The sequence below is a fragment of the Nodosilinea sp. FACHB-141 genome (assembly GCF_014696135.1).
Taxonomy (GTDB): domain Bacteria; phylum Cyanobacteriota; class Cyanobacteriia; order Phormidesmidales; family Phormidesmidaceae; genus Nodosilinea.
Map to the genome: position 1 here is coordinate 131,854 of NZ_JACJPP010000012.1, position 25,784 is coordinate 157,637.

Annotated in this window: 23 protein-coding genes; 14 read left to right on the forward strand and 9 right to left on the reverse strand. The window is 57.2% G+C overall.

Features of this window, described 5'->3' with window-relative positions; translation table 11 throughout:
* The first annotated feature begins 328 nt into the window (after positions 1-328).
* Together glyA and H6F59_RS13060 are read left to right on the forward strand one after the other, a co-directional pair.
* A complete protein-coding gene (gene glyA / locus H6F59_RS13055) occupies positions 329-1,612 on the forward strand; it encodes a serine hydroxymethyltransferase (RefSeq protein WP_190700298.1) in 1,284 nt (427 codons plus the stop codon).
* A gap of 319 nt (positions 1,613-1,931) precedes the next feature.
* Positions 1,932-2,990, forward strand: a complete 1,059-nt coding sequence (locus H6F59_RS13060) for a glycosyltransferase family 4 protein (RefSeq protein ID WP_190516582.1) — start codon at positions 1,932-1,934, stop codon at positions 2,988-2,990.
* Here H6F59_RS13060 and H6F59_RS13065 read toward each other — a convergent pair.
* A complete protein-coding gene (locus tag H6F59_RS13065; RefSeq protein ID WP_190700301.1) occupies positions 2,946-4,688 on the reverse strand; it encodes a glycosyltransferase family 39 protein in 1,743 nt (580 codons plus the stop codon). The two genes, H6F59_RS13060 and H6F59_RS13065, sit on opposite strands and share 45 nt — an antisense overlap.
* A 156-nt stretch (positions 4,689-4,844) precedes the next feature.
* Between H6F59_RS13065 and H6F59_RS13070 the strand changes: the two genes are divergently transcribed.
* The 10 genes from H6F59_RS13070 to H6F59_RS13110 all read left to right on the forward strand — a co-directional run bounded on the left by H6F59_RS13070 (position 4,845) and on the right by H6F59_RS13110 (position 11,270).
* Positions 4,845-6,170, forward strand: a complete 1,326-nt coding sequence (locus H6F59_RS13070; protein ID WP_190700304.1) for a competence/damage-inducible protein A — start codon at positions 4,845-4,847, stop codon at positions 6,168-6,170.
* 127 nt (positions 6,171-6,297) lie between these two features.
* Positions 6,298-6,429 carry a hypothetical protein gene (locus tag H6F59_RS26750; protein ID WP_255524794.1) on the forward strand — a complete coding sequence of 44 codons (132 nt, stop codon included), beginning with the start codon at positions 6,298-6,300 and terminating at the stop codon, positions 6,427-6,429.
* 157 nt (positions 6,430-6,586) lie between these two features.
* The gene (gene aroQ / locus H6F59_RS13075; protein WP_190700307.1) at positions 6,587-7,048 is read left to right on the forward strand and encodes a type II 3-dehydroquinate dehydratase; all 462 of its coding nucleotides are present in this window, start codon (positions 6,587-6,589) and stop codon (positions 7,046-7,048) included.
* A 42-nt stretch (positions 7,049-7,090) separates the two neighbouring features.
* A complete protein-coding gene (locus H6F59_RS13080) occupies positions 7,091-7,681 on the forward strand; it encodes a tRNA-(ms[2]io[6]A)-hydroxylase (RefSeq protein ID WP_190700311.1) in 591 nt (196 codons plus the stop codon).
* A gap of 9 nt (positions 7,682-7,690) precedes the next feature.
* Positions 7,691-8,209: a GNAT family N-acetyltransferase gene (locus H6F59_RS13085; RefSeq protein WP_190700314.1), complete on the forward strand. Its 519-nt coding sequence runs from the start codon at positions 7,691-7,693 to the stop codon at positions 8,207-8,209.
* A gap of 77 nt (positions 8,210-8,286) precedes the next feature.
* A complete protein-coding gene (gene coaD, locus H6F59_RS13090) occupies positions 8,287-8,838 on the forward strand; it encodes a pantetheine-phosphate adenylyltransferase (RefSeq protein WP_190700317.1) in 552 nt (183 codons plus the stop codon).
* Positions 8,748-9,572 (forward strand): hypothetical protein, encoded by an 825-nt coding sequence (locus H6F59_RS13095; protein WP_242021450.1) that lies wholly within the window; start codon positions 8,748-8,750, stop codon positions 9,570-9,572. The genes coaD and H6F59_RS13095 overlap by 91 nt, the downstream gene beginning before the upstream one ends.
* Positions 9,569-10,195: a Holliday junction branch migration protein RuvA gene (ruvA, locus tag H6F59_RS13100; protein WP_190700320.1), complete on the forward strand. Its 627-nt coding sequence runs from the start codon at positions 9,569-9,571 to the stop codon at positions 10,193-10,195. Before H6F59_RS13095 ends, ruvA begins: the two co-directional genes overlap by 4 nt.
* A gap of 92 nt (positions 10,196-10,287) precedes the next feature.
* Positions 10,288-10,557, forward strand: coding sequence for a 30S ribosomal protein S15 (rpsO, locus tag H6F59_RS13105; protein ID WP_190516600.1), 270 nt, complete (start codon positions 10,288-10,290; stop codon positions 10,555-10,557).
* A 188-nt stretch (positions 10,558-10,745) separates the two neighbouring features.
* Positions 10,746-11,270 (forward strand): PAM68 family protein, encoded by a 525-nt coding sequence (locus H6F59_RS13110; protein WP_190700323.1) that lies wholly within the window; start codon positions 10,746-10,748, stop codon positions 11,268-11,270.
* Positions 11,271-11,436: 166 nt separating this feature from the next.
* On the opposite strand, the gene H6F59_RS13115 is transcribed toward H6F59_RS13110, so the two are convergent.
* The 5 genes from H6F59_RS13115 to H6F59_RS13135 all read right to left on the reverse strand — a co-directional run bounded on the left by H6F59_RS13115 (position 11,437) and on the right by H6F59_RS13135 (position 17,203).
* Positions 11,437-12,636 carry a hypothetical protein gene (locus H6F59_RS13115; RefSeq protein ID WP_190700326.1) on the reverse strand — a complete coding sequence of 400 codons (1,200 nt, stop codon included), beginning with the start codon at positions 12,634-12,636 and terminating at the stop codon, positions 11,437-11,439.
* A 389-nt stretch (positions 12,637-13,025) separates the two neighbouring features.
* Positions 13,026-15,077, reverse strand: coding sequence for a hypothetical protein (locus H6F59_RS13120; RefSeq protein WP_190700329.1), 2,052 nt, complete (start codon positions 15,075-15,077; stop codon positions 13,026-13,028).
* A 74-nt stretch (positions 15,078-15,151) separates the two neighbouring features.
* On the reverse strand, positions 15,152-15,592 hold the full coding sequence (locus H6F59_RS13125; RefSeq protein ID WP_190700332.1) for a hypothetical protein: 441 nt from the start codon (positions 15,590-15,592) through the stop codon (positions 15,152-15,154).
* A 133-nt stretch (positions 15,593-15,725) separates the two neighbouring features.
* Positions 15,726-16,139 carry a hypothetical protein gene (locus H6F59_RS13130; RefSeq protein WP_242021451.1) on the reverse strand — a complete coding sequence of 138 codons (414 nt, stop codon included), beginning with the start codon at positions 16,137-16,139 and terminating at the stop codon, positions 15,726-15,728.
* A 44-nt stretch (positions 16,140-16,183) separates the two neighbouring features.
* On the reverse strand, positions 16,184-17,203 hold the full coding sequence (locus H6F59_RS13135) for a hypothetical protein (protein ID WP_190700337.1): 1,020 nt from the start codon (positions 17,201-17,203) through the stop codon (positions 16,184-16,186).
* A 716-nt stretch (positions 17,204-17,919) separates the two neighbouring features.
* On the opposite strand from H6F59_RS13135, the gene H6F59_RS13140 reads away from it, so the two are divergent.
* A complete protein-coding gene (locus H6F59_RS13140) occupies positions 17,920-18,651 on the forward strand; it encodes an MlaE family lipid ABC transporter permease subunit (RefSeq protein ID WP_190700825.1) in 732 nt (243 codons plus the stop codon).
* Positions 18,652-18,737: 86 nt separating this feature from the next.
* On the opposite strand, the gene H6F59_RS13145 is transcribed toward H6F59_RS13140, so the two are convergent.
* Positions 18,738-19,298 (reverse strand): pentapeptide repeat-containing protein, encoded by a 561-nt coding sequence (locus H6F59_RS13145; protein WP_190700340.1) that lies wholly within the window; start codon positions 19,296-19,298, stop codon positions 18,738-18,740.
* A 428-nt stretch (positions 19,299-19,726) separates the two neighbouring features.
* Here H6F59_RS13145 and H6F59_RS13150 point away from each other — a divergent pair, with 428 nt between their 5' ends.
* Positions 19,727-19,957 (forward strand): photosystem II protein, Psb35-related, encoded by a 231-nt coding sequence (locus H6F59_RS13150; RefSeq protein ID WP_190700344.1) that lies wholly within the window; start codon positions 19,727-19,729, stop codon positions 19,955-19,957.
* 139 nt (positions 19,958-20,096) lie between these two features.
* On the opposite strand, the gene H6F59_RS13155 is transcribed toward H6F59_RS13150, so the two are convergent.
* Positions 20,097-22,862 carry an AAA family ATPase gene (locus H6F59_RS13155; RefSeq protein ID WP_190700347.1) on the reverse strand — a complete coding sequence of 922 codons (2,766 nt, stop codon included), beginning with the start codon at positions 22,860-22,862 and terminating at the stop codon, positions 20,097-20,099.
* A 57-nt stretch (positions 22,863-22,919) separates the two neighbouring features.
* A complete protein-coding gene (locus H6F59_RS13160; RefSeq protein WP_190700350.1) occupies positions 22,920-25,751 on the reverse strand; it encodes a caspase family protein in 2,832 nt (943 codons plus the stop codon).
* Positions 25,752-25,784: the final 33 nt, after the last annotated feature.

Below are 25,784 nucleotides of genomic sequence, written 5' to 3' on the forward strand. Positions count from 1 at the left end.
CCTCTGCCGTTCCTAAAGATTATATGTTGCAATCCGTAACATTTGTCCGCAAATTCCAAATGCGTGCTCTCTATTCCCAGCGTATTCAGGGCTGACTACCCATTTGAAGGCCATCCAGATAAGATAATAGACTGCGTATTAAACTGCTTGATGCCAAATCCCCGCTGTGGGTTCTCTGCGCTCCACCATGGACTGAGCCTCGCGAAGCGATTCCTGCGGGAGTTGCAGGGCAGCAAGCAGCACCGCTTTGGGGGAAGGCGCTCTATCGGCTACCCGTTAACGGTCCCCTTTGTCTGTCTAGTTCTGTCGATTGTTGGGAGCCTTGCCCGTGCCTCAAACTAACTTTGATTTTCTGCAAGAGTCCGATCCGCTGCTGGCCAGCATTATTCAGCGCGAGCTACAACGCCAGCGCGACCACCTCGAGCTCATCGCCAGCGAGAACTTTACCTCGTCTGCGGTGCTAGCGGCCCAGGGATCGGTATTGACCAATAAGTATGCCGAAGGGCTGCCCGGCAAGCGCTACTACGGTGGCTGCGCCTTTGTGGATGAGGCCGAGCAGTTGGCGATCGATCGCGCCAAAGAACTCTTCGGTGCCGCCCACGCCAACGTGCAGCCCCACTCTGGAGCCCAGGCCAACTTTGCCGTGTTTCTGGCCCTGCTTCAGCCCGGCGACACCATCCTGGGCATGGATCTCTCCCACGGCGGGCACCTGACCCACGGCTCGCCCGTGAACGTGTCGGGCAAGTGGTTTAATGTCGTTCAGTACGGCGTTGGCCGCGAGACCGAACAACTCGACTTTGACCAGATCCGTGAGCTGGCTCTAGAGCACCGACCCAAGCTGATCATCTGCGGCTATTCGGCCTACCCCCGCGTGATCGATTTTGAGAAGTTTCGCGCGATCGCCGACGAAGTTGGTGCTTACCTGATGGCCGACATCGCCCACATCGCTGGATTGGTGGCTGCCGGTTATCACCCCAACCCCCTGCCCCACTGTGACGTGGTGACGACCACCACCCACAAAACCCTGCGCGGCCCTCGCGGTGGCCTGATATTGGCCCGTGATGCCGAACTGGGCAAAAAGTTTGATAAGGCCGTGTTCCCCGGTAGCCAGGGCGGGCCATTGGAGCACGTGATTGCGGCTAAGGCGGTGGCCTTTGGCGAAGCTCTCAAACCCGAGTTTCGGGCCTATGCTGCTCAAGTGATCGCCAATGCCCAGCGCATGGCGGCTCAGCTCCAGCAGCGGGGCATCAAGGTAGTGTCTGACGGTACCGACAACCACTTGGTACTGGTCGATCTGCGCTCTATCGGCATGACCGGCAAGCGCGCCGATCAGCTGGTGAGTGAGGTCAACATCACCGCTAACAAAAACACTGTGCCCTACGACCCCGAGTCGCCCTTTGTCACCAGCGGCCTGCGCCTGGGTTCTCCGGCGATGACCACCCGCGGCATGGGCGAGGCTGAGTTCACTGAGATCGCCAACATCATCGCCGATCGCCTGCTCAATCCCGAAGATGCGGCGATCGCTGAGCACTGCAAGCGTCGGGTGGCGGCCTTGTGCGATCGCTTCCCCCTCTATACCCACTTAGGCGGGCTAGTTCCAGCTCTGGTCTAAGGGTGTAATACCTTCTCAAATAAGCCTTTGACCCACAGGTCAGGCGTTAACTCCATGCAAAACCGCAGAAAGTTAGGGTTACTCCTTAATGATCTGTCATAATTGCATGGAGTTTTTGCTTATTTGACAAGACTCGGCCTATCCTATGGACTGTTTCGGGCCAAATTACCCTTTGGCCTGATCGACCTTGGTTAAGGGCAGTCCCTAGGGCTACCCGAGGTGATTAGCGATGGCCAAAGAACTAGTTTGCTGGGGTTAGGCCTGGGCTAGGGAGGTGGCTAGCCAGGAGAGAGTTTCTCCAACCATAGAGGGGAGTGAGATGCCGTTTTATCTGTATCACGTGTTGGCCTTTGGTATCTCCGCCGCGGTGGTGCTGGGCACGACACCGATCGTGCGCCGCATCGGCCTTAAAAGTGGGCGAGTCGATCAGCCCGGCGAACGTAAGGTACACGACAAGCCCATGGTGCGGTTGGGTGGGGTGTCAATTTTTATTGGTACGCTGCTAGCCTTGCTGGTCGTATGGTCTATGGGCGGCTTTATTGATGCTGCCGGAGCCCATTTAGCCCCACCCCAAGAGTTTCAGATCTGGGGGGTGACCCTCGGCGGGTTGGCCTTCTTTCTCATTGGCCTTACCGACGACCTGTTTGGCCTCTCGCCCCTCAGCCGCCTGTTTATGCAGGCGGTGGTGGCCACCATGGCTTGGTACGTAGGCGTGAGCATCGACTTCCTCACGATTCCTTTCTACGGGCTTACCCAGCTGCCCGCCTTCATCAGCCTGCCGGTGACCATTCTGTGGCTGGTGGGCATGGCCAATGCCATCAACTGGATCGACGGCCTCGATGGTCTAGCAGCAGGGGTGTCGGGCATTGCCGCAGTTGTGATGCTGGTGGTAAGTCTTTACATGAACCAGCCCGCAGCGGCGCTAATTGCTGCAGCCCTAGCCGGTGGAGCCCTCGGCTTTTTGCGCTACAACTTCAACCCGGCCAAGATTTTCATGGGAGATGGGGGAGCCTACTTCATGGGCTTTACCCTGGCGGGGGTTGGGGTTATCGGCTTGGTTAAAACGGTGACTACCGCTGCGGTACTGCTGCCTTACCTAATTTTGGCGGTGCCGATTCTCGATATGTCGGCCGTGATTGTCGATCGCTTGCGAGCAGGCAAATCCCCCTTTGTAGCCGACAAGCGCCACCTACACCACCGGCTGCTCCAGGCGGGGCTGTCTCATCGGGTGACGGTGCTCTTCATCTACGTGCTGACTCTGTGGGCCGGCAGTTTAGCCCTGGCGTTTGCAGGCATGCCCAGCGGTCTAGTCTATGCCCTAGCTGCTACCGCGCTACTCAGCTACACCGGCTGGCGGCTGCGGCAGCGCACCCGCTGAGGGACCGTAGGGGTAGGGGTAGGCCTGCCGCAAGTTGTTGGCGCGATACACGTGAATGGTCTCGGTCACTTCGCCGCCGCGCATGATTGGTACAGTGCCTAGCGGCTCAATGCTGTTGAATAGGGAGCGATAGCCTTCTACAATTCTGTCGTCTTGGGCAAAGCGATCGAGCGTCATATAAAGCGCATCTTGCCCCACCCAGTCTTGGGGGTTAAACCAGTAGGCAAAACCGCGCGCGTCTTGACTAAAGGCTGTCACTGGCAGATTGACTAGAGGGTGAATAGCCATGGCAAAGTAGCCCCCCAGGTAATACTCGTTGGTGAAGACAAACTCCACCTCATCGAGAGCTGCTTGGATCTCTGGATTGCTGGCAAACTGCCGCTTGAGCTGGCTCGTGTCGATCAGTTCTGTGGATCCATCCTGCTCGACGGGTAATAGTCCACCAAACAGAGCGTAGGTGCTTGGTTTTTGCAGAACGCCCAGTTTCAGATGAAGCAGCGCCACCATGGAAAGCGAGCCTAAAAACAGCCCCGAACCCCACAGCCAGCGCCGAATGAGGCGAGGGCGATCGCGTTGCCAAACCAGCACCTGAGCGGCCAGCAAAATGGCGATGCCCCAGTAGCCAGGGGCGGGCCAGGCGGGCAAAATCTGCTGCTTGCCACCTAGCAGGGTAAACAGCAGCATAATCGGCAGCGATAGCCACAGAACGAAACCCTGTTTGTGATGCTCCTGGACTTCACTGTCGCTCAGGCCGGGGGAACGCCAGAATACCACCTGCTTAGCGCTCTGTCTTGCTGCTACCCACCACAGCGGAAAGCCAATTAGGGGAAACAGATAAACATTTGACAGCAGCCAGTAGCCCACCATTTGCCCCAGGCTAAAGCCAGCGGGAGCAGCATTGCTGTCAAATCGCATGCCCAGCTGAAAGCGAAAGGAAATCCAGTCGTTCTGGCTGTTCCAGTACCAGAGGGGGAAGAGGGTGAGAATAAATACACCCAGGGCAAGCAGGGTCCAGGGCGATCGCAGCGCCGCGCGGTAGGGTCGATAGGCGACACAAAACCCCACTAGGCTAATGCCCAGCACAAAGCCGTGGTACTTGCTCAACCCCGCCAGGGCCACCGTTAGTCCCAACAGCACAATGCGCCAGCTGGGTACGTAAGCTTTTGCCTTAGGGTCCTCAATCCGGTCGCTATGGGGAAAAAACTCCCAAGCGGCGACCAGCAGGGTGGCACTCCAAAACAAAATCAGCCCGTTGTCGGGAGAGGTGAGAATACCAAAGCCAATGTTAAACAGCGGTATCAATGTGACAATAGCCACGGTCATCTGCCCCACCGCCGCTGAAAACAGCCGCGTTGCCGCCAGGTACAGCAGCCCTAAGCTGAGACAGTAGAGCAGCAGCGCCCCCAGGCGAATGGTAAAAGGTGAAATGACTCCTGTGAGCCACCAGCCTATCCCGGTTGTGATGGCCACCATGGGCGGATGATCGAAATAGCTCAGGCTCAGGTAGCGGCTGTAGAGGTAGTAATAAGCTTCGTCAAACCCCGGAAACAGCCAGAGCGCCACGATAGCGCGGTAGAGTAGGCCCCCTAACACCAGGGCTAGCAGCCCGGTAGCCCAGCCCGGTTTGCGATCGCCCCCTAGGGCAGGTTTTTGACCATCGCCCCCGGCGGGTCTATCCCCCTCGCTCCAACCTGCCATCGGGTAGCCTCCCCTAAACAACCAATGCGCGACATAATTTTAGGGATTTTGCCAATGAGCCAAATGGGCTTTTCCTGGCTTCCCTGCAATGGCCATAATGACACTATTGCGCCTCGGCCATCCCATCTCTGGCCCATTTCGCCCCTAGGACGTTCTATGACCTCAAGCCCAGCATTTCAGCCCTCTGAGACGGACAATTTGCCCTCTGGCACCAGAAGTGCAGAGATTATCTGCGTGGGCACTGAGCTGCTGTTGGGGGATATTCTCAATGGCAATGCTCAGTTTTTGGCCAAAGAGCTAGCCAGTCTAGGCATTGCCCACTACTACCAAACCGTTGTGGGTGACAACCCGGCCCGCATTCAACAGGCGGTGACTACCGCGGCCGAGCGGTTTGCGAAGCCTTCGGGTATGGAATCGCAGCTCCTGCTCTTCACGGGAGGTCTGGGCCCTACCCCCGATGACCTCACCATAGAGACGCTGGCTGACCTGTTTGGTGCCCCTCTGGTTGAACACCCCGACCTGCTGGCAGACATTGAGACCAAATTTACCGCCCGGGGCCGGACCATGCCCCCCAGCAACCGCAAACAGGCGCTGCTGCCTGAGGGGGCGATGGTGCTACCCAATCCTCAAGGCACTGCCCCCGGCATCATCTGGTCGCCCCGGCCTGGCCTAACTCTAATGACCTTTCCCGGTGTGCCGCGAGAAATGCAGGCCATGTGGAAAGAGACCGCTGTACCCTATCTGCGCGCCCAGGGCTGGGTGACCACCACCATCGTCAGCCGCATGCTGCGGTTTTGGGGCATTAGTGAATCGGCTCTAGCGGAGCAGGTTGCTGCTTACCTCAGCCAAGGCAACCCGACGGTGGCCCCCTACGCCAGCAAAGGCGAAGCCAAGCTGCGCATTAGCGCGAGAGCCGACTCCACCGCTGCGGCCCTGGCCAAAATTGAGCCGGTCGAAGCTGGCATTCGGAAGCTAGTCGGCGCTGACTGCTACGGTGCCGATGACGATACTCTGGCCTCGGTGGTTGGCAAACTGCTGCTGGCTCGACAGCAAACTGTAGCCGTGGCCGAGTCTTGTACGGGTGGTGGCTTGGGGCAGCTCTTGACCGACATGGCCGGCAGCTCTGCTTACTTTCACGGCGGCGTGATTGCCTACGATAACCGGGTCAAGGTCAATCTTCTGAAGGTGGATGCCGCTGTTCTAGAGGAGCAGGGAGCGGTGAGTGCGATCGTGGCGGAGCAGATGGCTCTAGGCGTCAAGGCGCTGCTGCAAACCGATTGGGCTTTGAGCATCACTGGCATTGCCGGGCCAGACGGGGGCAGCGAGACCAAACCTGTAGGCTTGGTTTATATAGGCCTAGCTACTCCCGGGGGCGAGGTGTTGACGTATAAACACGAGTTTTCTGGCTATCGAGGGCGCGACTGGGTACGCCAGCTCAGTGCCCTCTCTGCCTTAGATGCTCTACGACGCAACCTGCTGTAACGTAGGTTGATCATTTGCTTCAAATGGCTATTATGTAATTATGGATAAATGCAGCCCCCATCTGGCCTAGAGCTGGTTTTAGGTAAGAGCAACCAGGGTGGCATGTGCCAGTAAGGAGTTTGCCCTAATGGACTACATCGAAAAGGCTCTCGAAAAGCTGAGCGACTGGGTTGATAGAGTAATTGAAGCTCTATTTGGCCCTGAGCATCAGGCAGAACCTGACTTGATTCCTATTCCGGTAGAAGAACCCCGCCGTTAGGGGTGCTCTTAAAAGATTTTGACTAGAGTCTAGCGATGTTGTCGCTTGATATCATTCTTGAGTGCAGCACTTGTGACTTGGAGCGCTGTGCTCGTATAGAGAATGAGTAAGCAAATGGTATTGCTAGCGTAAACATTAATCCAAAGGGCAACGAGCATTGCTAAGGGTTCAAGTTGTTCATGGCCCCAATCTCAACATGCTGGGCTTGCGAGAACCCGAGATCTATGGTCGGCAAACACTCGCTACCATCGAAGCATCCCTAGAAGCTGAGGCGATTACCCTAGGCGTCTCTTTGGATTTCTTTCAATCGAACGGTGAAGGGGCGCTTGTGGATTGCATTCAGGCTACTTTTGGTCAAAAAGACGGCATTTTAATCAATCCTGGGGCTTACACCCACACTAGCGTGGCCCTTCGAGATGCGATCGCAGCCGTAGGCACTCCCACCGTCGAAGTGCATCTCAGCAACATCCACCAGCGCGAGGCCTTTCGGCATCATTCATATATTGCTGCGGTGGCTGTAGGTCAAATCTGCGGCTTTGGGGCTGACAGCTATCGTCTGGGCCTGCACGCGTTGGTGAAATACCTCAAAGACCGGCATCAAGTGCCCGCAGATTCTTAGTAGTTTAGACTGGGATCGGCGCTAAACCCTCCCCGAGGTTGCATGGCCACTGCCACGATTAAATTTTTAGAGACACCAACTTCCCAGGCGTGGGTTGAGCAAGCTTTGGCCAATCTGGACGTGATTTTGCTCGACCATGCCCAGTGCGAGCGCAAGGCAGCGGGGGTGGCCATGAGCCTGATCAACCGCTATCCGTCGGATGCTGAGTTAGTGAAAGCGCTAACTGCGATCGCCCAGGAAGAACTGGCCCACTTTGCCCAAGTCAACCAGTGGCTAGAGCGTCGCCACGTTGCCTTTGGCCCCTTGCCGCCACCTCCCTATGGAGCCGCTCTGCGTCAGCAGGTACGCTCCGACGAACCCCATCGTCAGCTGGACGTGCTGTTGGTGTCGGCTCTGATCGAAGCCCGCAGCCACGAGCGGTTAGGTTTGCTGGGCCAGCACTGTTCCAATCCTGAACTGGCCCAGTTTTACCGCAGTCTCATGGCTTCAGAGGCTCGCCACTATGGGGCTTACTGGGTGCTGGCCACTGGGCGCTTTCCCCGTGCCGAGGTAGAAGCGCGACTGGCTGAATTGGCCGCTGCCGAAAGCGAGATTTTGGCTCGCCTGCACCCCCAGCCCCGCATTCATAGCTAGAGACGTTCGATGCCGCTAGAACACCGCAGCACCTTTGGCCCTTACCTAATTCGCAGCTGGCAGCCGCGCGATCGCGCGGCTGCCGTTGCCGTCATTAGCGAGGTGCTGCAGGAATATCGCCTCACCTGTGAACCGACCGATAGCGATCGCGACGCCTTAGAAGTCGAAGACTGCTACTGGGAGACGGGCGGCGAATTTTGGGTAGTAGAGCTTGACGGTGTGCTGGTCGGTACCGCTGGCTATCGTCCTACCCAGCGCGGGGATGGTGCCGTGGAGCTGCGCAAGATGTATTTGCTGCCTCAGGCGCGCGGCCAAGGGCTAGGGCGTTACCTGCTCAGCACATTAGAATCTGCTATTCAGCAGCGCGGCTTTACCGATATCTGGCTAGAAACGGCCTCGGTACTAAAGGAAGCGGTCATGCTGTACGAAGCCAGTGGTTACGAAGCTGCCAGTGGGGTGGAAACAGCTCGATGCGATCGCGTCTACCGCAAGCGCCTGCCCTCTCCGGCTAACCATCCCGTCCTATAGAAGTGCGGGTCTAAGCCTTAATGGCTAGAAATTAGCTATAATCGCCACATTAACCCTGGAATACTGGCTAAGCCGTTTTGATTGCCATTTATCCCGGCAGTTTTGACCCCATTACCTTGGGCCATTTAGACATCATTACCCGCGGCAGTCGATTGTTTGAGCGGGTGATCGTGCTGGTGTCTAGCAATCCCAACAAGGTGCCCATGTTTTCTACCGACGAGCGGATTCAGCAAATCGAGCGATCGGTGAGGCATCTCAACAATATAGACATTGACCATTACGATGGTCTCACCATCAACTATGCCAGGCAGCGCCATGCCCAGGTGTTGCTGCGGGGGTTGCGAGTGCTCTCCGATTTCGAAAAAGAGCTGCAAATGGCGCATACTAATAAGACCCTGGCCGATGATATTGAGACTCTTTTTTTGTCAACCTCTACAGAGTACAGCTTTCTTAGCAGCAGCCTGGTCAAAGAAATTGCCCGCTTTGGCGGCCCCATCGACCACCTTGTTCCCCACCATGTAGCGCGAGACATTTACCAATGCTACGCCCAGAACCCTCCCGCCTCAACGCTCAGCCCCGCACCGCCCAGTCCCGCAGTGCCGGTGCCCAAACCAATGGATTGTCTGTAGAGGCGACGGAAACAAACTCGGGCCTGCCTAACCCTGGCGACATCGACATTCAACAGGAGCTGAATAAGCTCGAAGAGCTGATTTTGGCTAGTCCCCGGGTGCCCTTTAGTGGGCGTACCCTGGTCGATGAGGATCAGCTGCTTGACCAACTCGACGCTATTCGCCTTAACCTGCCGCCGGCCTTTCGCCAAGCGGTGCAAATTTTGCAGCAGCGCAACAGCCTGCTGGCCGAATCTGAGCGCTATGCCCAAGAACTGATTGCTGCTGCTGAGCAGCAGGCAGCCCAAATACTGGATGAACTTGGCATTGTGCGCCAGGCTGAGCAAATGGCCCAACAGCTCAAAGCCCAGGCCCAGCAGGATTGCGATAGCTTGCGTACCCAGGTGATGGGTGACATTGAGCAAATGCAGATTCAAGCCCAGCGTGAGTGGGAGTCCCTGCGCCAAAAGGCCCTAGACGAGCAAGACATGATTCAGCAGGAGGCCGATGGCTACGCTGACCAGGTGCTCTCCAGCGTAGAGCAGCAGCTATCGCAGATGTTGCGCATCATTCAAAACGGGCGCAGCCACCTTCAGCCACCGAAGGAAGCCCCGGTGCCAACTCCAACCCAGCGCCCCAAATCCGGTAAGGGTTCGTCGCCCAGTGCGATGCCATCGGACCTCCGCGCCGATGCTGGGAGCGATCGCCCTTCACATCGCCCTCGTCCACCGCAAAAGCCTGACCCCTCGGCATGATCAGCTATCTCAAGGGGGTGCTAGCCGATGTGCAAAAGCCTGGTAGCCACAAAATTATCGTCACCCTAGACGTCAATCAGGTGGGCTATGACATGCAGGTGCCCGCCCGCCAGCTATCGCAGCTGCCGCCCCTCGGGGAAGTGGTGCAGCTCTTTAGCCACCTCTATTTTCGCGAAGACCAGGCGGTACTGTTTGGCTTTGGCCAGCGCCAAGAGCGCGACCTGTTTCGGCTGCTAATTAGCGTTAGCGGCATTGGTCCCCAAATGGCTCTGGCCCTAATCGACACCTTGGGCGAGGCCGAGCTGACCCAGGCGGTAGTTAGTGGTAACACCCGCCTGCTGTCGCGTACCCCAGGGGTAGGCAACAAAACCGCTGAGCGTCTGGTGCTAGAGCTTAAAACCAAGCTGCAAGACTGGCAAACTCAGTCGGGGGTGGGCCTGGTGCCCGATGCTGGGCCGATACCAACTCTCTACGAAGAGGTCGAAGCTACGTTGAGCGCCCTAGGCTATAGCCAGAGCGAGATTCTCAAGGCGCTTCAGGCGGTAGGGCGTAGCTCTGCTTTGCAAAAGACGGCGGATCCAGAAAGTTGGGTGCGCGAGGCGATCGCATGGCTCAGCCAGTAATCCTCTGCTGAGACCAGATGGGTGCAGTAGACCCTATGCTATAGTGAAAAATCCTGGCTCAAAATTATTCTTCTAGAAAAGTTGTCTGTCCCATGACTCTGTTGCAAGCGCGTAAGCAGGAACTTATTTCCGACTATCAAGTGCACGAAACTGACACCGGCTCCGCCGATCTGCAGATTGCTATGCTCACCGAACGCATCAATCAGCTGAGCGCCCACCTGCAAAAGAACAAAAAAGACTACTCGTCTCGCCGTGGCCTGCTCAAAATGATTGGTCATCGCAAGCGCCTCATGGCCTACCTGCAAAAGCAAGATTCCGAGCGCTATCGGGCGCTGATTCAAAAGCTTGGTATTCGCGGTTAGGTTTTCCGCCGAAGCCAGATTAGCTGGGTTAAGTTGAGTTGAACTCAGCGAGGTTCTCTGGTAGGTAGCCTGAGTTGGGTACTGCGATCGCGTTATTTGACTTTGCCTTTAGGTAAGAACGTTGGGCTAGCACCGCTAGCCCAACGCCCATTTATTCCTGTCGCTTGTTGTAGTCCGTGTAGCGCTCTATGGCCTCTGAGTCTTCCCGAAAGCGGCTGCCCTTTGAGCCAGGTGGTAAGAGTGGTAGCAAGCCTGCCGATGAGTCACCAAAGGCTGCTAAGCCAGCCCGTACAAAGAAATCAGCCAAAAAGCCAGCTGCCGTGAATAAACCTGCTGCGGCCAAGCCAGTTGTTGCTAGCAAAAAGCCAGCTGAAGCTAAGCGGTCGAACAGTGCAACAACCGCTATCCCTCAGGTGGTGAGCGATCGCATGCTGCGCCGCATGTTGGCCTTCTCCGGCGTCCCCACGGGGCTGGGAATACTGACCTTTTTCGTTAGCTACTATCTCGTAGCTAATCAGGTAGTAGAGTTGCCTTCTTACTTTGTACTGCTAGTAACCCTAGGCTGCTTTGGCCTGGGGGTAGTAGGCCTTACTTATGGTGTGCTGTCAGCATCTTGGGATGAAGAACGCCCCGGCACCTGGTTGGGCTTAGACGAGTTTCGAGTTAACTTTGGCCGTGTAACCGGCGCCTGGGGTGCTAAGTCAGAGCGCTAGGGCCAAGACTGGATATCCACCTGACTTCTAAGGGTCGACAATATAGCCGCTTGGGCATTCAGTAAAGCCTCTCCAGAATGCCGGGCTTAGGCACACCCAATATTTCCTACGGTTTTCGTTCTTTGCGTTGTATTTTTTGCCATAGCTCCTGCCTTTTTGATCAGGGCTATGTCTCACTGTCTGGACCAGTAGACGACTTCATAATCTGCTCAATCTGCTCTTCCATCATTTTGAGCAGCTGACTCAAGGCCTCCAGTGTCCGCGCCGAAGGAGGCTCAATTGTCAGCGACTGGCGAGCCCGGTGACGAATCTCAAAAATACGTTTTTGCAGGGTTTGAGCAACCCCAAGGGCATCCTCTCCCATCTGTTTAATTTGCTGCTGCTGATAAAACTTGAGGGCGGCTCCCCGTAGGACTTGAAGGGTAGCTTCTTCGCCGTGGGCACCCGACATTAGCCGCAGGCGCAGCAACACGCGTTCGCCTTTGTACAGCCGCTCAATGTCGGCCTGTTTTGGTTGGGCAGTTGGTAGCAGGGGCAGATGCGTTAGCCGCTTGAGTTCGTTGATGACGCTTTGAACCTGGTCGAGGCTCAGGTTTTTTAGGGCGGCTTGAACCACGCCGTCTCTGCTCCAGAGCACTTGACCATGGGCGGCTCGCCGTTCTAGATAGAGACGCCCAATGCCCTCGGTTAGCACCTGATAAAGCAGCGCCTGGGTAAGTTTAGGGGGCGGTAAGCGATGTAGTTGGTTAAGCGGAACCTGGCTAAGAATCGGGTCAAGCACAAGGGCTAGGGGTTGAGACTCTAGCTCAATTCCTGGAGGTTGAGGTTGGGGCGGAGTTGGAGTAGAGAGAGCAGGCGGCAGGTTGGGAGCTGGGCGATCGCTCTGCAATTCTTTTGGGCTGTCAGCGACTGGGGTGGGGCGATCGCTTCTCAGATCTTCTGGGCTATCAACAATAAACGTGAGAAACTCATCGACCTGGTTTTGCGGCTGGGGCACTGCCTCATCTTGCGGCTGGGGCTTAGCTTTTTGCCGAGATGCGTGACTTAGATACTTAGAGAGCATTTTGCGCTGCCAGTCAGAGGCTACGGGCCACGACACTACAGAGCAGTGAATGAAGGAGACTTGCTTGCGGGCATATTCCGTAGCGACGGTGTCCGACGGGTTGACCATGCCGAGGTGTAGGCAACTCGACTCCACAGAGAGAGGAATAATCTCGTGGTAGAGACAGGCCTCAAAGGGCAAGATGCTATCGATTAGAGAGAGCATTTGGTCCACATTGAGGCGGCTATCAATAGCCGGGCTGCCGCTTTGCACGTCAAGGGCAGAAAGGTCGTTGGATGGAGAGTGAGTGTCGGGCTCCGGCATGGGCCTGGCAAGATAACGATCAGGATTTCCTTATGCTAGGCGTGGGGCAAGACGCGAAGGTAAATTCTTAAGATCAGCCTATTAATCTTTATGAGAGACTTTACTATTTTGCTGGATTTGCAGTCAGTTGCCCAGGCTGTTGGAGAATCGGCAGTGACGAAAAGGACATTACAAGGACTAAAACACTACTAGAAAGGACTGTTCCAGTGTTGTGATCAGTGCTGTTGTTGGTCAACCGCTAAAAGTTGGCTGCTTTGCTCGCGATCGCAATTCTTGCGGCGTCGCGTCTTTCGGTCGACGACTTTCTGTCAGCAACCCAGGCAATGCTGATGGTGTTCTCTCTATACCCAAGCTCTGCTTCTGTAGATCAACTAGAGATACCCAAGGGACTACTGAGCTGAGGCGCCTTCCCGTGCAGCGTCTGGGGTAATGACTTGGCTTGGCTCTGCATCTGGTAGGGCGATCGCCTCTGGTTCTAAAGGCTCGACATTCGTGGGAGAGGTCCTCAGCGACAGGTCGTCTGAGCTGACCTGCTCGAACCCCAAGGGCTTTTCTGGCTCAGGAGTGCTCGCCGCGTCAGCGGGGACAGCGGTAGGTTCCGCTTCTAGAACAGCTAAAGGCGCTGCTGAAGTATTTAGGGCATCCGGGGCCTCGGGCGGTTCGGCCTCTGGATTGGCGGTAACCTCGGTTGCCGGAGACACAGGGTCTTCCTGAGGCGCTGTAGCTGGCTGCGCATCGGGTTCTGCAACGGTAGCCTGAGGCATATAGATCGTGCTGTCGGGGAATGCCCCAGGTACAGGGGATGTAGTAGTGATTGGAACAACGGATTGGCTACCTTCTCTTGCGTCGGCCCAGGATGGAGGGGCGATCGCAGCTGGCTCCGCTACCGTCTCTGCTGGAGGTGCAGCGGCAGACGGCACCAAATCTGTTCCAAGCTCTTGAGCTCCACTGTCGGTAGCCGCTGCTGGTATCGGGGTCGGTGATGTCTCATCGGCAGAAGGTGCACTATCGCTACTAGCAACCGATGCTGGCGGTGGAGCTGTTGCCTCGTCGTGGTCTGGGACGGCGGTTGTGGTAGCAGAACCATTGCCCCGGTTAAACAGGGCGTTAGCAAGGGAGGCTGTCTGCGGCGAGGTGCCAGCTCCTGACGGGAACGCCGCTTGGGAGAAGCGTTCGACGGTAACCTGCCATAGTGCTGCTAGCGGATCGGTGTCACTGGCCTCAGCTGGGTTTGGCGAAGCGGCGACCGCCTCGTTGGTCGGTTCAATCTGGGCAACAGGGTCACTGGGAGAAGTCCACATTTGCAGTACCTCATCTACAGGCTCCGCCTCAGAGCTGTTCAGAGCCACCAAGCTTTCAGGCTCGGGGGCAGGGGTTAGCACCCAGGTCTGGGGATGGAGGTCAGGGTTTTGGGTCTCATAGGCAGCGATCGCCTGGGCTACGGCACTGGCCCGGCGCTGCTGGTCACGGCGAATGCCGGCTTCGGTGTTGCCCAACCCAGGGGCATTCCAGCGCCCGGTGTTGGGGTTGATATAGGAACGGGTGCGAGCCACCAAAATGGCCTCAGAACCCTCGTATCCATTCGCCTTAGCCTCAGCGAGACGCTCAATGTAACCCACCTGCCCGATGGCGGCTAGGGGCGATTGATTGGCCAGGTCCAGCCCGTTGAGGGTTTCCTCAAGGGTAAGGTTCAGGCCGTGCTTGAGGGCTCTTTGGCGCAGCACATCCCCTTGATTTTGAAGTCGGGCCAGCTGTTTTTGGTCGGCTTCTTCGGGAGTTTGAGCCCCGTGCTGGTAGGAAAACGTGCCCATGTTCCACACACGGTTGCCGGGGTCGGTGTGGCCAAAATAGGCAGGATTAATCGCGCCGTTGGGAGTGCGAGTGCCCTCAGCACTGCCCACTGCCCTGGCTACTAGAGAATCTGAGTTGCCTTCAAATAGACCTAACAATGGGTTGGGAGTGGCTTTAGGCTCAGACAATTTTGCCTGGGCCATGATCACCGCCGCTGAGGGTTCCAACCCAAAATCGAGGGCTAGCCGCTGCGTTTCCTTTGGTGGTTCAACCTTGGGTTCTGGGGCGACTGGTTCAGGAGCTGCAGCCACCATCACTGGGGCCATGGACAGCGGTGGAGCCGGTGGCAACAGGGCAGTGGCCGATGTGCTCTCATTCAGACCTACGGCTACCCCGCGCTGATATACCCCCGCCGGCAGCTGCTGGGGGGAGTGGTAGCGCATTGGGGGATTGGCTGCCTGGGCCGGAATGGGCAGGGGCTGGTTGGCGTTGTCTACCGCTGGTGCGACAGCCTCGGCGATCGGCGGCGGCTCCACCCACTGAGGCGGCGAGAGCTCAAAGCTAAGAATGCCGTCGTCGGCCTGCACCGCAGTCGGGCAAAGCAGTGCCAGCAGAGCACTAGCGGCTAGGAGAGTGAGATGTAGCTTCATGGGCAGAAGGAGGTTAAATTGCCGGGAGCAGGCTTAAAGGAGTTGATTGGAGTTCTGAAACAGCGCGGCTAGGCCTAGAACGGTAAGCGTGGCGGTGGTCGATTGAGCGATCGCTCCAGCACGCGATCGGAGGGCTCGACCATAGCCCAGGAGCCATCGGGCTGCCGTCGCAGGGTGGCAAAGTGAATGTAGCGCCCGCGCCCCATCACGTCTCCGGCTTCAATGGGTCCCAAATGGGGACGGCTAACACCGCAGTAGCGAAACAGGTAGGCCGGTACCTCTGGGCTCGAAAAGTAAATACAGTTAAACCCCTTGGCTGCCAGTTCTACCTGGCCCGTAAAAGGAGCGCGCAGCCGAGCACCCTGCAGCCGGATCGAAATATCGCCCAGGCTGCCGGTTACTAATTGCCCAGCCACGCGATCGCCCGATTCGATCTCCCAAGCTTGCTTCAGCACAATCTGACGGGGCGCCATCGGCGTCAGCCTGCCGCAACCACCCAGGCCAAGCAGCAGCATGCCCAATCCTAGACCTAGGGCCAGTCGGCCGAGTCCAAGGGGTAGTCTGCTCGAGCGCCAGGGCTGAGAAAACCGACCTCTTGCCCAGGAGCCTAGGGGTCTCCAGCCAAATTGGCCGCTCAGCAGCAGGGCACTATTGAAACCGAAAGCGGTAGCCAGCGTACTCGTCATTTTCGTACAGAATTACTAGCTGAACGGTCGGATCCCACGCCATGGGGTATGCTTCGCGCTCTGAAACTACCCCAGAGCGTACTTGGAGCTGAGGCAGGCTACAGTAGGGCTCGGCAACAATCTTGCGCACATTCTCTTTCGGGTCACGCTCGGGCACGACCAGCAGCTGAGCGAGCTGCTCACGGCTCAACTGGGCAGTGCTCTGCACAATCTTTTCGCATCCCTCAACGCTCTGGGTACCAGCCGCCTGCAACCAGCCGCCCAGCCTCTGACCGTCGATGGCCAGTAACCCGATGGCTAACACAATGGCCCCTGCGATAAAGGGCTTGGCATTTGCCAAAGTGATTTTCTCTCTCTGGGGATGCATTGGAACCATCAGCTGCCTCCTTAAAACTCAATGAAGAATAGAGCTAACCCGCGCTAGAGCCGGCCGCCCACAACCAGTCCTAAAACCAGCAAAAACACCCGAATGGCTGGGCCAAAGGCTAGTTTGGGGGCCAGGGTTGCTCGGTAGAGGGCATAGGCTGTGATCGCGGTAATTGCTGCTACTGCTACTGACCAAAGCGCTGGAAAGGCGGCCAGTAGCAGATTCAAAGCCAGTCGACCAATGACTCCACCCCCCAACCACAGCACCCCGTCAACCACAGAAAGAGATGCTCCTCGCTGCGGCTGCCCCAGTGGAGCACTAGACGCAACCGAGGGTCTGGCCTGCTGAGGGGCCACAAAGCGAGCGATCGCCAACCCGGTATTCCATACGGTGCGGCTCAGGCGAGCAACCAGCTCAGACGGCTCTTGCCCCAGGGCGACCAAATCAGAAGCTAGGGCACTCCACTGGCTTCGCCCCCGACGTTTAGAAGGACCATAGGTGGTGCGCAAATGGCCAGCCAGCTGGTTGACCTCGGCTCCAATAGGATTGGCCCGAGGCCCAGGGGATGGGGTGGGGCTAACGGTACGGTAAGCCAATACGATATTGCCTTGGCTATCCATCTCTGCCGACGCTAGAACTGCCCGCTCGACGTCGAGGTAGGGAGGCGCTATAGGCTGCCCCTGGGCGTTGGCAATGGGATGAGTGCGAGTCAAGCGAGCCCGGATCAGCTGCATTTCTGCGATCGCCCGTTCCTGCTCTGACGATAGCTGGTTAATCTTGTGCGCCATAGCGTTCAGGCGTTTGAGGTAGACTTCTGCAGGCGCTGATCCAGCGGGTAAGCTGGCCGCTAGATCGGCTCCCCCTGCCTGTTCAGAGCGCCATTGCAGAGCATTAATAGCCGTAGAAAAATCTACGCTGGGGCGCGATGGCCCTCCAGGGACAGCCTGAGACCCTCGCACCACTGTGCTTGGCAGCGATGGTTCACTGGCCCAGTCAACTTGTACGGGGGCATCGTTTTGGCTCAGGGCGTTGACTGTGTTGGTGAGTTTGGTTTGAATGCTTTGAAAATCCATTGTCTGGTAACCGTGTGAGGAGCAGCCAAAAACCATTAACCCTGCCCATCAACTCACCTGGCTGGTGTAGAGCGATCGCTTATGACCGACAATCACCTGGCCAAGGGGCAGTCCCGAAAGATTTGGTACAAGTGTACCATGCTCTTTTGGGATTCGTACTAAAGAACGTACTATCTTCTTCGGCTTCTAGAGAAGCTGGGCTAGGAGAGTTGGCAGTAGGTAAGCGTTGATGTGGTTTGAAGCGGCAGTGCCGGGCATCCCCCTAAGAACGGGTTTCGCTTCAAAAAGCAGCCAAAATTGTGAAAATTGTCGGAAGAAACGTCGGTAACCCGGTCAGGCTCTGTAAATTGGGGGCACCTTGGTGACGATTTATCACAATTGCCTTTAGTGCTTGGCCTTGGCCAATGTTGGCTGCGCTGGCTTGGGGCGCGGCATTAACCTGATTCAGGCCTAATTTCACGCTTGAGTAGAGGGCATCTTCGTCGTCGCTGCCGTTGCAGTACAGCTCCATAGAACTGCTCTATTAGGGCACTCTGAGCTTGGTAATTTACCTCTGCCCATCTACCCTACGAGTTGTTGCCATGGTTAAGGCCTACGACAAAGCCCTGCGGCGTTCCTTTGCCCTCCCAGAGTTGACCAACTCCGGCTGTGTCTCCCGGCCTGAACCCCGACCGGCAGTGACCGTGCGGGCGAAATCTTGCCCTTATCACATTGTGATGGCCTGCTTTTTGGGCGGACAGGTGCTCATGCGCATTCTGCGTGGCCGAGTCAATGGCCAGCGGACCTTAGAGCAAATGGTTGCGGCAGGGCCATTCACCCTGACTCCAGTGCTGTTGACAAATGTTTTTGCTGGCATGATTTTTACTGTGCAAACCGCGCGCGAGCTGGAGCGCTTTGGAGCAATGCACGCCCTGGGTGGGGCCTTTGCTATGGCCTTCTGCCGAGAACTGGCCCCCATCTTGACGGCGGCAATCATGGCTGGGCAGGTGGGCACAGCCTACGCGGCTGAGATTGGCTGCATGAAGGTGACCGACCAGATCGATGCCCTCAAGGTGCTGCGCACAGACCCCATTGACTACCTAGTGGTGCCTCGGGTGGTGGCCTGCTGCGTGATGCTGCCAGTGCTCACGGTGCTGGGCCTCGTGCTGGGAATTGTCGGCGGAGCTGGGGTGGCCTTTTTGTTCTACGAAATGCCCGTGGAACAGTTTCTAGACTCAGTACGATCGCTGATGGTGCTCAACGACCTGATTGCTGTCTTGATCAAATCGGTTTTGTTTGGGGCCATCGTCGCTTTGGCGGGCTGCACCTGGGGGTTGACGACCACCTGTAGCCGGTCGGTCGGTCGAGCTGCGACTTCAGCGGTGGTTACCACCTGGGTGGGGCTGTTTATGGTCGACTTCTTTCTATCGCTGGTGTTGTTCGGCGGTGCTGAGGTGGCGCTGCACTAGGTCATTGCTAGCTTGCAATCGACTCAGGCTCCCTTGCCAAAACCGCAGTCCTATAGCGACGACGGTTGGACAAAACTGCTGGAGTGCTATTCTGCCCCGGCTGGCAGCATGTCAAAATTAAAGTCTATGTAGGTGTGGTCGGGCATCATGGTCCCGATCAGGTTGGCCCCGTCGAGGTCAGTGTTGGTCAGGTCAGCTTCGCGCAGATCGGCTCCCTGGAGGTTGGCGTGGCTGAGGTTAGCGCCCCGCAGGCAGGCCCGTTTGAGGTTGGCGCCGCGCAGGTCACTGCCACTGAGCACGGCCTCTTTAAGAACAGCACTCTGAAGATTGATGCCGGTCAGCTTGGCTCCTGAAAGCAGAGCGCGGTTGAGGTGAGCGCCAGATAAATCGGCCCGAAAGAAGTCGCTGCCGATGAGGTTGGCCCAGTTGAGTTTGCTTTTGCGCAAGAGGCTGTGGGTAAACACGCCTCCCGGCATAAAAGCCCCCGATAGATTTAGGCCCGAGAGGTTGCAGTCAATAAATTCAACGAAGGGCAGCTTCATACCCTCCAGCGATACGTTCCGCAGATCTAAATGGTGGAACTTGAGCTGCCCACGACTGTAGTTTTGGGTGAGTAGGTCAAGGGAGTAGCGCGTGTAGGAATGCATGGGAAGGCCGTGTAGAGAAGGCTAGATTGAGCGATCGCAGACAGGCAATCGTCTGGGCAATGCAAATGACCCGTGCGTCTCATCAATTGCTCAAACCCTTGCAGTGAGGGCTATTGACGCATTTACCGTGGATCTCATCCTAGACGCTTTTGCAGAGCATATACCCAAGGGACCTTTTAATATTTGTGTCCTCCTAGAGCTGCTTCGTGGTCAGCTTTGGGAGGGTAAGGGGAGCGATGAGCACTGGCTCCGCCACTTGGTCAAGAGAGATATCATTTGCAGCCATTCTCCGCAATCTAATTTGACATTTTGTTACATTTGATTTACATTAAGTTACATAAGCGCAATGCATCGGCATCGATTGCATCGCTGAGTTAGGTGAGCGGCGCGTTTTGCGACCGTCACCATCCCGCACTGGAGGTTTATTTATGACTGCCCTATTGATTTCTCTTTTCGTCATTGGCTGGGTCGCTGCTGCACTGATTGGCACCCAAGCTTATTTCCGGGGTGAGCAAACTAAGCCAATCCACGAGCGCAACTGGCGTTCTGATTCCTTTGATCAACTGGCTCTGTCTGTGACTGGCCAGTCCACCGACTTCGGCGATCGCGTACCTGCTTACAGCGGTGATGCCTTTTCGAGCAGCGTGATTTCTAAGTAATAGCTAGCTGCTGATTCCCATCCAGCAGCAGTTGTTTTCTGTAGAACTTCTACCTCTAGAGCCGTCCCCAAGCCAGGGACGGTTTTTTGTTGCCGCCAACGTTGGGTCTGAGCGAGCAGCATTGCTTTTTTAGGGAGGATTAGCTGGCCTCCCGCTCTACTACAATCACGTTTTCGGTTACCTGCTCAAACGTGTCGTCGTGGCTGATCACAAATAGCTGCTCAAAGGTTTTGATGCGGCCAATCGCTTCGGCTAACCCCTGGCGACGGGGGCGATCCATATTAGTCGTGGGTTCGTCGAAGAAGGCAATGTCGGCATCGGCCAGCACCTTGAGCAGAGCCAGGCGCACCGCCAGGGCTGCACACATCTGCTCGCCCCCCGATAGATTAATGAACCGCCGCTGGTTAGGCCCATCCTGCACCACAATTTCGTAGTCTCTGGTCCATTGCAGAGCTACGTTGGGGCGGTTGAGCAGATCACGAAATAGGCGATCGGCCTGCTGGGAAACGCTGCGCAGATATTGCTCAGTAATGCGTGGCCCCGCTTCGTTATAGGCCTTACGGGCAAAATTGATAAAGCGTCTAGCCTTTTCCTGAGCCTGGAGCCGCTGTTTGGCGCTGTCGCGACGCTGGGCGATCGCCTCAAGCCCAGCAATTTGCTGGTCGATGTCGGTCAGTCGCTGACGCTGTTGGGGTAGGCTCCCTGCCAGCTGGTCAGATTCGGATTTGGTCGTGCTGTAGTTGGCTTCTAATGTGGCAGCAGCCTCAGGGTTGAACTCCGCTAGGGCAGCTTGGTAGGCCTGGTCAGCCTCCTGCTGCTGCTGCAACGCCTTGGCAAGGTCGGCCTCAGCCTCAGCGAGTTCGGCCTCCAGCCGGCTGTGCTGATTAGCCAGCGATTGGTTTTGTAGATATAGCCTGTAGCCTGTTTGATGTTGGGCGCGATCGCGCTGCACCTGAGCCAGACGCTGGTCTAGGTCGGCAAAGGGCTCTAGCTGACTGGTCAGCGCTTTGAGCTGTTGGTCTAGCGCGTCTAGGGCGGTGGCTTGGGCAGTGGCGGCCTGCTCCACCCGGGCTTTGTCTTGCAGGGTGCGTCCGAGAATTTGGCTTTTTTCGCGCGGTCGCCCCAGGGTCTCAAGCTCTCGCTCCAGCTTTTCTAAGGTGGTCTGTACCTGGGTATGCTGGGCCAGCTGCTGGGTAAGAGTTTCTCCCTGCGCAGTCAACTCAGCCTGGGCCTGCTGAATGTGCTCTAGCTGAACGGCGATGCTACCCAGCTGCGCTAACTCGGCTCGCCAGCCATAGCGCTGTTTGAGGTCGTTTTCTAAGGTGTGCAGCGCGGTCTTAAGGGCGGCCTCGTCGGTTTGATCTGCTAGGTCGCTGAGAATGGCGTCTAGGGCTGACAGCAATGATCCGTGCAGCTTGGTAGCTCCCTGGAGCGACTGCTCCAGACGGTCTAAGGTTGGGCCTGAGAGCAACGGCAGGCTCTCGGCTAACACCGCTAAATCTCTTAGCACTGCTTCAATCTCAGACTGCTGGACTTGACCCTGGCGGCGGCTGTCTGCCACCAGGGCATTAATTTCCGCTTCAAACTGGCGGGCAGCGGCCAGGCGGCTGAGCTGCTGCTGGAGGCGATCGCGTTGGTCTTCGAGGGCGGCGATGGCCTCGACCTGGGGTTGTAGAGCTAGCAAGCGATCGCGAGATTGGATTGCTTGTTGCCGCTGCTGGTTGAGCTGCTTCAGCTCCGCTTGGTACTGCTGCTGCTGGAGCTGCCACCGCTGGCCCTGCTCTAGCTGCTGCACCAGGTCTTGGCGCTGGGCCTCAAGCTGAGTCTGGGTGGCTATCTGCGGCTCAAGTTGGGCTAGCTCCCGCTCTGTCGCCGCAAACGATTCGAGCTGGGTTTGCCACCTAGCCAGCTCAACCTGGGCTTTGTTCTGGGCAGTTTGCAGCGTTTGGTACTCGATCTGCAAGTGCTGGCGCTGCTGCTGGGCTTGACCTAGCGCCTCTAACGCCTGCTCCGCTGCTTGATAGGCTTTGAAGGCCTGCTGATGGGTTTGACACAGGGCGATCGCCTGCTCAGCCTGCTGCACTGACTGCTGAAGTCGGACTAATGCGGTCTGCTTGACCTCAAACTGATGCACCAGCCCCTGGCGCTGAGTAGCCAAGGTTTGCACCGCCTGGGCTTGGGCTTTGAGCGCGTCCCGCTGGGTCTGCAGAGTGGCGAGTATAGTCTGCAAAGCCTTTAAACGCTGTTTGCTGATCCCAATTGCGTTGGTCAGGTGTTGCTGTCGCTGGTGCAGGTCATCCCAAAGGGTAAGCGCTTCTTCGTATTGAGTAATTTCTCGCTTAGTGGCCTCCGCCTGATCCTCGGCGTAGCGGCGCAGGGCGTTCATCTGCTTAAAAGCTAGCTTGTAGTCTTCAACCTTGAGAATGGCGTCGAACACCGCTTTGCGCTGTTCAGCAGGCTGTAAAAAGTCGGCGGTGAAGGTGCCCTGGGGCACCCCCAAGGTGCGAGCAAACAGCTGAGCTAGGTTGGTGGTGGGGCCTAACCCAAGGTGCTGGCGCAACCAGGGCAGCACCTCGTCTTTGATGCGGGTGTAGGGTAGCCGCTCGTTAAGCTGGGGGTCAAATAGAGCGTAGCCCCGCTGGGTACAGCGCTGAGCATGGTACGTGCGGCCATCATAGTTGGAGGTAAACGCCACCGTAACCTGGGCACTGCCGCTGCCGTTGCGAATCAGATCGTCTTTGCCGTAGTCGCCCTGGTAATTGAAGAGCACCCAGGCGATCGCCTCTAAAATGCTGGTCTTGCCCGCGCCATTTTCGCCGCAGATGGCATTGGTGCCCGGTTGAAACTCAAAGTAGCGATCGCGGTGGGTCTTAAAGTTTTGCAGCGCCACCGACAAAATTTGCATTGCTTGCCCCGTCCATCGCTTCAGCCACGAAGACTAGGATAGCTTTCTTTGCTGGAGCTAGGGCTGCCCCGGTTGGCTGCGGGCGGCGGTGGAGGTAAAACACACCGGTTCTGCCTGGGTGCGCGTACACCAAATCTGAATCATCACTGATGGGTCGTCGGGCGAAACCCACCAAGCCTCAAGCTTGACTACCTGGTTAGCTGGGGGCAGACTGCTGCTTTCGCTAGCGGCAGCTGAGGTGGCAAGGGTGGTCTGAGCTGCCTCTGAGTCATCGGTACGGGGGAGCGGCTTCAATTTTTGGGCCGTCTTGGCCAGGGCTGCCTGCAGCTGCGGTGCGGCCGCCCGATGCTCTTGAGGCGGTGGGCTGGGCAGGGGCGACCCCAGAGGAAGCATGTTGGTGCGCACTACTCCTGTCTGGGGCGAACCCAGATGGGTGGGAATGTCTGCATCGGTAGAGGTTGGCGGGTCGGCAAGGTTGAAGGAAGGGGTAACCGCGCTGACCCCAGGTTTCGCCAAGCTAAACCCAGTCGCTGGCTGGCTGAGGTAGCTGTGGCCGTAGGCCGTCAACATGCCGGTGGCCATGCTCAGCGGAATTAGCAGTCGGACCAGGTGGCGCTGACGGCCGCAGCGCTTGGTGTAGCGATCGCAGGCCTCCAAATAACGGTTAGCCAGCACCGAGAGCTGCTCGGGGTGAGTCTGCTGAAAAACTTTTGCCTCGTTAAGGCGAGTTTTGCTCAAGAAATAGTCGGGATGGTTAGGCTGCTCCTGCTGTTGCCATTCTTGGGCGGCACCCTCAATGGTCCGCTGCTGCCTGACCCGTGGCCCCTGGGTTTGCAAACATTCTTGCAGTAGCGGCCAGTTGCGGATCAAAGCCTCATGGGCAATGTCAAAACAGGGGATGCTGGTGGTAGCTGGCTGAGAATTCAACAGCTCACCCGTAATAGTGAAAAGAATACCGTCAGGATCCGCCGGTGCCCATCCGGGCACCGAATGGGCCGCGATATTGCACCTGGGGAACTGTGACTGGGTTTGGGCAACCACCAGCCGGGCTGCTATGAGCTTGTTTAGCACTGCAATAACAGCGGGCTCGGACATGGCCTCGGTGACTAGCTCAGGCAAAGACACTGGACGGCGAGTCACCATGGCGCCATCGCCTAGGTCGCAAAGGCTCAGAAATATGCGCTGGGCAACGGCTTGCTCAGGAGCCGTAAGGCTCTCGTACAACTCGTTAGCCCGCTGGTTAAGCAGGTGACGAATGCCCCCCATCTTTGCGTAGGCGGCTAGGGTCAAATGCGGCGGCTTGGAGAGGTCAGGGGTGTTTTCTCGCCGTAGCCACAGCTCTTTCAGGACCAGCTGAAGCAGAGCCAAGTCGGCGGGGGCACTGACAATGTCGAGCAGTAGCGTGTAGACCAGGTTGGCGTCATAGCTCAGCCCCACCTTTTCGAGGGGGCCAACAATGGTGGCCTTGAGCTGGTTGTAGGTCATGGCCGGTACGGCCAGGCTGTGGGCCGCTACCAAAGCCTGAAAGTCTGGGAACTCGTTCAGGCTCTCAAGGTGGTGAGTCCGCAGACCCAGCACTAAGTGAACCGGAATATGGACGTTTTGTACTGCGGCTGTCAAACAATCGATCACTAGACGGCGATCGCGATCGGAGATTGAACCAGGCGTTAGCAGCGCTTCTATCTGATCAACAGCGAGTACCAGGCGGGCTTCTGGACCTTGTTCCCCCATTAAGGCTTGGATCAGCTGGCAAAATCCCTCTGCTCCTTGCTGCAAAAACGATTCGGCCCGACGCAGTTGTTCGGCTCGATGCAAGCCTGTAGCACCGGGGTCAACAAAGGCGTCTGCCAGACTGGTGAGGGGCGAAGACCCCAGGGCCAAGTAGCGCAGCGTCCAGGCGGTGGTGCCTTCGCTTTTAGCTAGGCGGGGCAGCAGCCCGGCCCGCAATAGCGAGGTCTTGCCAATGCCTGATGCCCCTGTGACCACACACAGCCGAGACGACTGCACTTGCTCGACAAGGGTTTGCGTGATTTCGTCACGGCCAAAAAAGAATTCGCTATGGGCAGCCTCGAAGGGGGCAATTCCCGGAAAGGGGCAAAATCCATAGCGGAGCTTTTGCAGTCTCTCTAGCAGTGGGGGCGGTGTATCTCCGGCGGGGGCAACCATGCCTGACACGCGAGTGAGCACAATTTCGCTGCCAGAGCTTTCAAACAGAGGCTGCTGTAGCTCGCCCTTGAGTTCTCGGTTGACCGTGTCTGTGAGGGAGTGGCTGTTAACAATGCCTCCCTTGATTTTGTAGGGATTGAGGCCCGACAGTAGCGCCTGGGTGAAGACGCTGTGGTTGCTGTTGAGAGATTCGTAGGCGGCTTCATACTCGCGGGCCGCTGCCATAAAGAGGCGATCGGTGCCGGCTCGGGCACCCGGATCGGCCTCTAGCATGTTAAAAAACTCGCCGCTGTTGCAGCAGTCGAGCAGAATGACTCGTTGACGCACTGGGCTCTCTTGCAACAGTCGCCGCAGCCAGTGCAGCGACAGCCCGTAATGCCCTGCGGCCGGGTTGGCATCGCTAGTTGCTAAATAGCCTTCTTGAATGCCGGCCTGGCGTTGTAAACCGTGGCCAGAATAATAAAAAATGGCGGTTTGAGGAATGGTTTTGCCGGCTGGCTTAAATAGTTTGATGAGCGCTTCTTCAAGTAGCGCTGTGGTCACACCGCCTCGCTGACTAATCTCCGGTTTTTGATGGGTGATGGCCTCTGGAAGCCTGACTACGCGGCATTCAGCGAAGCTTTCTAAGCAGCGGGCCACTGACTCAGCATCGTGGGCTGGTGCCTGCAAAACCGGCAGGTGCTGATAGGCATTGATCCCGACAACAAGCGCATCCCTTGACATTTTCCTCGCACCCTGTTTTGGCGTTCTCTAAAT

What these genes read in the sequence shown, in the direction of transcription:
- H6F59_RS13060 (WP_190516582.1), top strand. Translation starts at nt 1,932, where the DNA reads ATGCCGTTTTATCTGTATCACGTGTTGGCCTTTGGTATCTCCGCCGCG.
- H6F59_RS13065 (WP_190700301.1), bottom strand. Translation starts at nt 4,688, where the DNA reads ATGGCAGGTTGGAGCGAGGGGGATAGACCCGCCGGGGGCGATGGTCAA.
- H6F59_RS13070 (WP_190700304.1), top strand. Translation starts at nt 4,845, where the DNA reads ATGACCTCAAGCCCAGCATTTCAGCCCTCTGAGACGGACAATTTGCCC.
- H6F59_RS26750 (WP_255524794.1), top strand. Translation starts at nt 6,298, where the DNA reads ATGGACTACATCGAAAAGGCTCTCGAAAAGCTGAGCGACTGGGTTGAT.
- H6F59_RS13080 (WP_190700311.1), top strand. Translation starts at nt 7,091, where the DNA reads ATGGCCACTGCCACGATTAAATTTTTAGAGACACCAACTTCCCAGGCG.
- H6F59_RS13085 (WP_190700314.1), top strand. Translation starts at nt 7,691, where the DNA reads ATGCCGCTAGAACACCGCAGCACCTTTGGCCCTTACCTAATTCGCAGC.
- H6F59_RS13095 (WP_242021450.1), top strand. Translation starts at nt 8,748, where the DNA reads ATGCTACGCCCAGAACCCTCCCGCCTCAACGCTCAGCCCCGCACCGCC.
- ruvA (WP_190700320.1), top strand. Translation starts at nt 9,569, where the DNA reads ATGATCAGCTATCTCAAGGGGGTGCTAGCCGATGTGCAAAAGCCTGGT.
- rpsO (WP_190516600.1), top strand. Translation starts at nt 10,288, where the DNA reads ATGACTCTGTTGCAAGCGCGTAAGCAGGAACTTATTTCCGACTATCAA.
- H6F59_RS13110 (WP_190700323.1), top strand. Translation starts at nt 10,746, where the DNA reads ATGGCCTCTGAGTCTTCCCGAAAGCGGCTGCCCTTTGAGCCAGGTGGT.
- H6F59_RS13115 (WP_190700326.1), bottom strand. Translation starts at nt 12,636, where the DNA reads ATGCCGGAGCCCGACACTCACTCTCCATCCAACGACCTTTCTGCCCTT.
- H6F59_RS13120 (WP_190700329.1), bottom strand. Translation starts at nt 15,077, where the DNA reads ATGAAGCTACATCTCACTCTCCTAGCCGCTAGTGCTCTGCTGGCACTG.
- H6F59_RS13125 (WP_190700332.1), bottom strand. Translation starts at nt 15,592, where the DNA reads ATGCTGCTGCTTGGCCTGGGTGGTTGCGGCAGGCTGACGCCGATGGCG.
- H6F59_RS13130 (WP_242021451.1), bottom strand. Translation starts at nt 16,139, where the DNA reads ATGGTTCCAATGCATCCCCAGAGAGAGAAAATCACTTTGGCAAATGCC.
- H6F59_RS13135 (WP_190700337.1), bottom strand. Translation starts at nt 17,203, where the DNA reads ATGGATTTTCAAAGCATTCAAACCAAACTCACCAACACAGTCAACGCC.
- H6F59_RS13140 (WP_190700825.1), top strand. Translation starts at nt 17,920, where the DNA reads ATGGCCTGCTTTTTGGGCGGACAGGTGCTCATGCGCATTCTGCGTGGC.
- H6F59_RS13145 (WP_190700340.1), bottom strand. Translation starts at nt 19,298, where the DNA reads ATGCATTCCTACACGCGCTACTCCCTTGACCTACTCACCCAAAACTAC.
- H6F59_RS13150 (WP_190700344.1), top strand. Translation starts at nt 19,727, where the DNA reads ATGACTGCCCTATTGATTTCTCTTTTCGTCATTGGCTGGGTCGCTGCT.
- H6F59_RS13155 (WP_190700347.1), bottom strand. Translation starts at nt 22,862, where the DNA reads ATGCAAATTTTGTCGGTGGCGCTGCAAAACTTTAAGACCCACCGCGAT.
- H6F59_RS13160 (WP_190700350.1), bottom strand. Translation starts at nt 25,751, where the DNA reads ATGTCAAGGGATGCGCTTGTTGTCGGGATCAATGCCTATCAGCACCTG.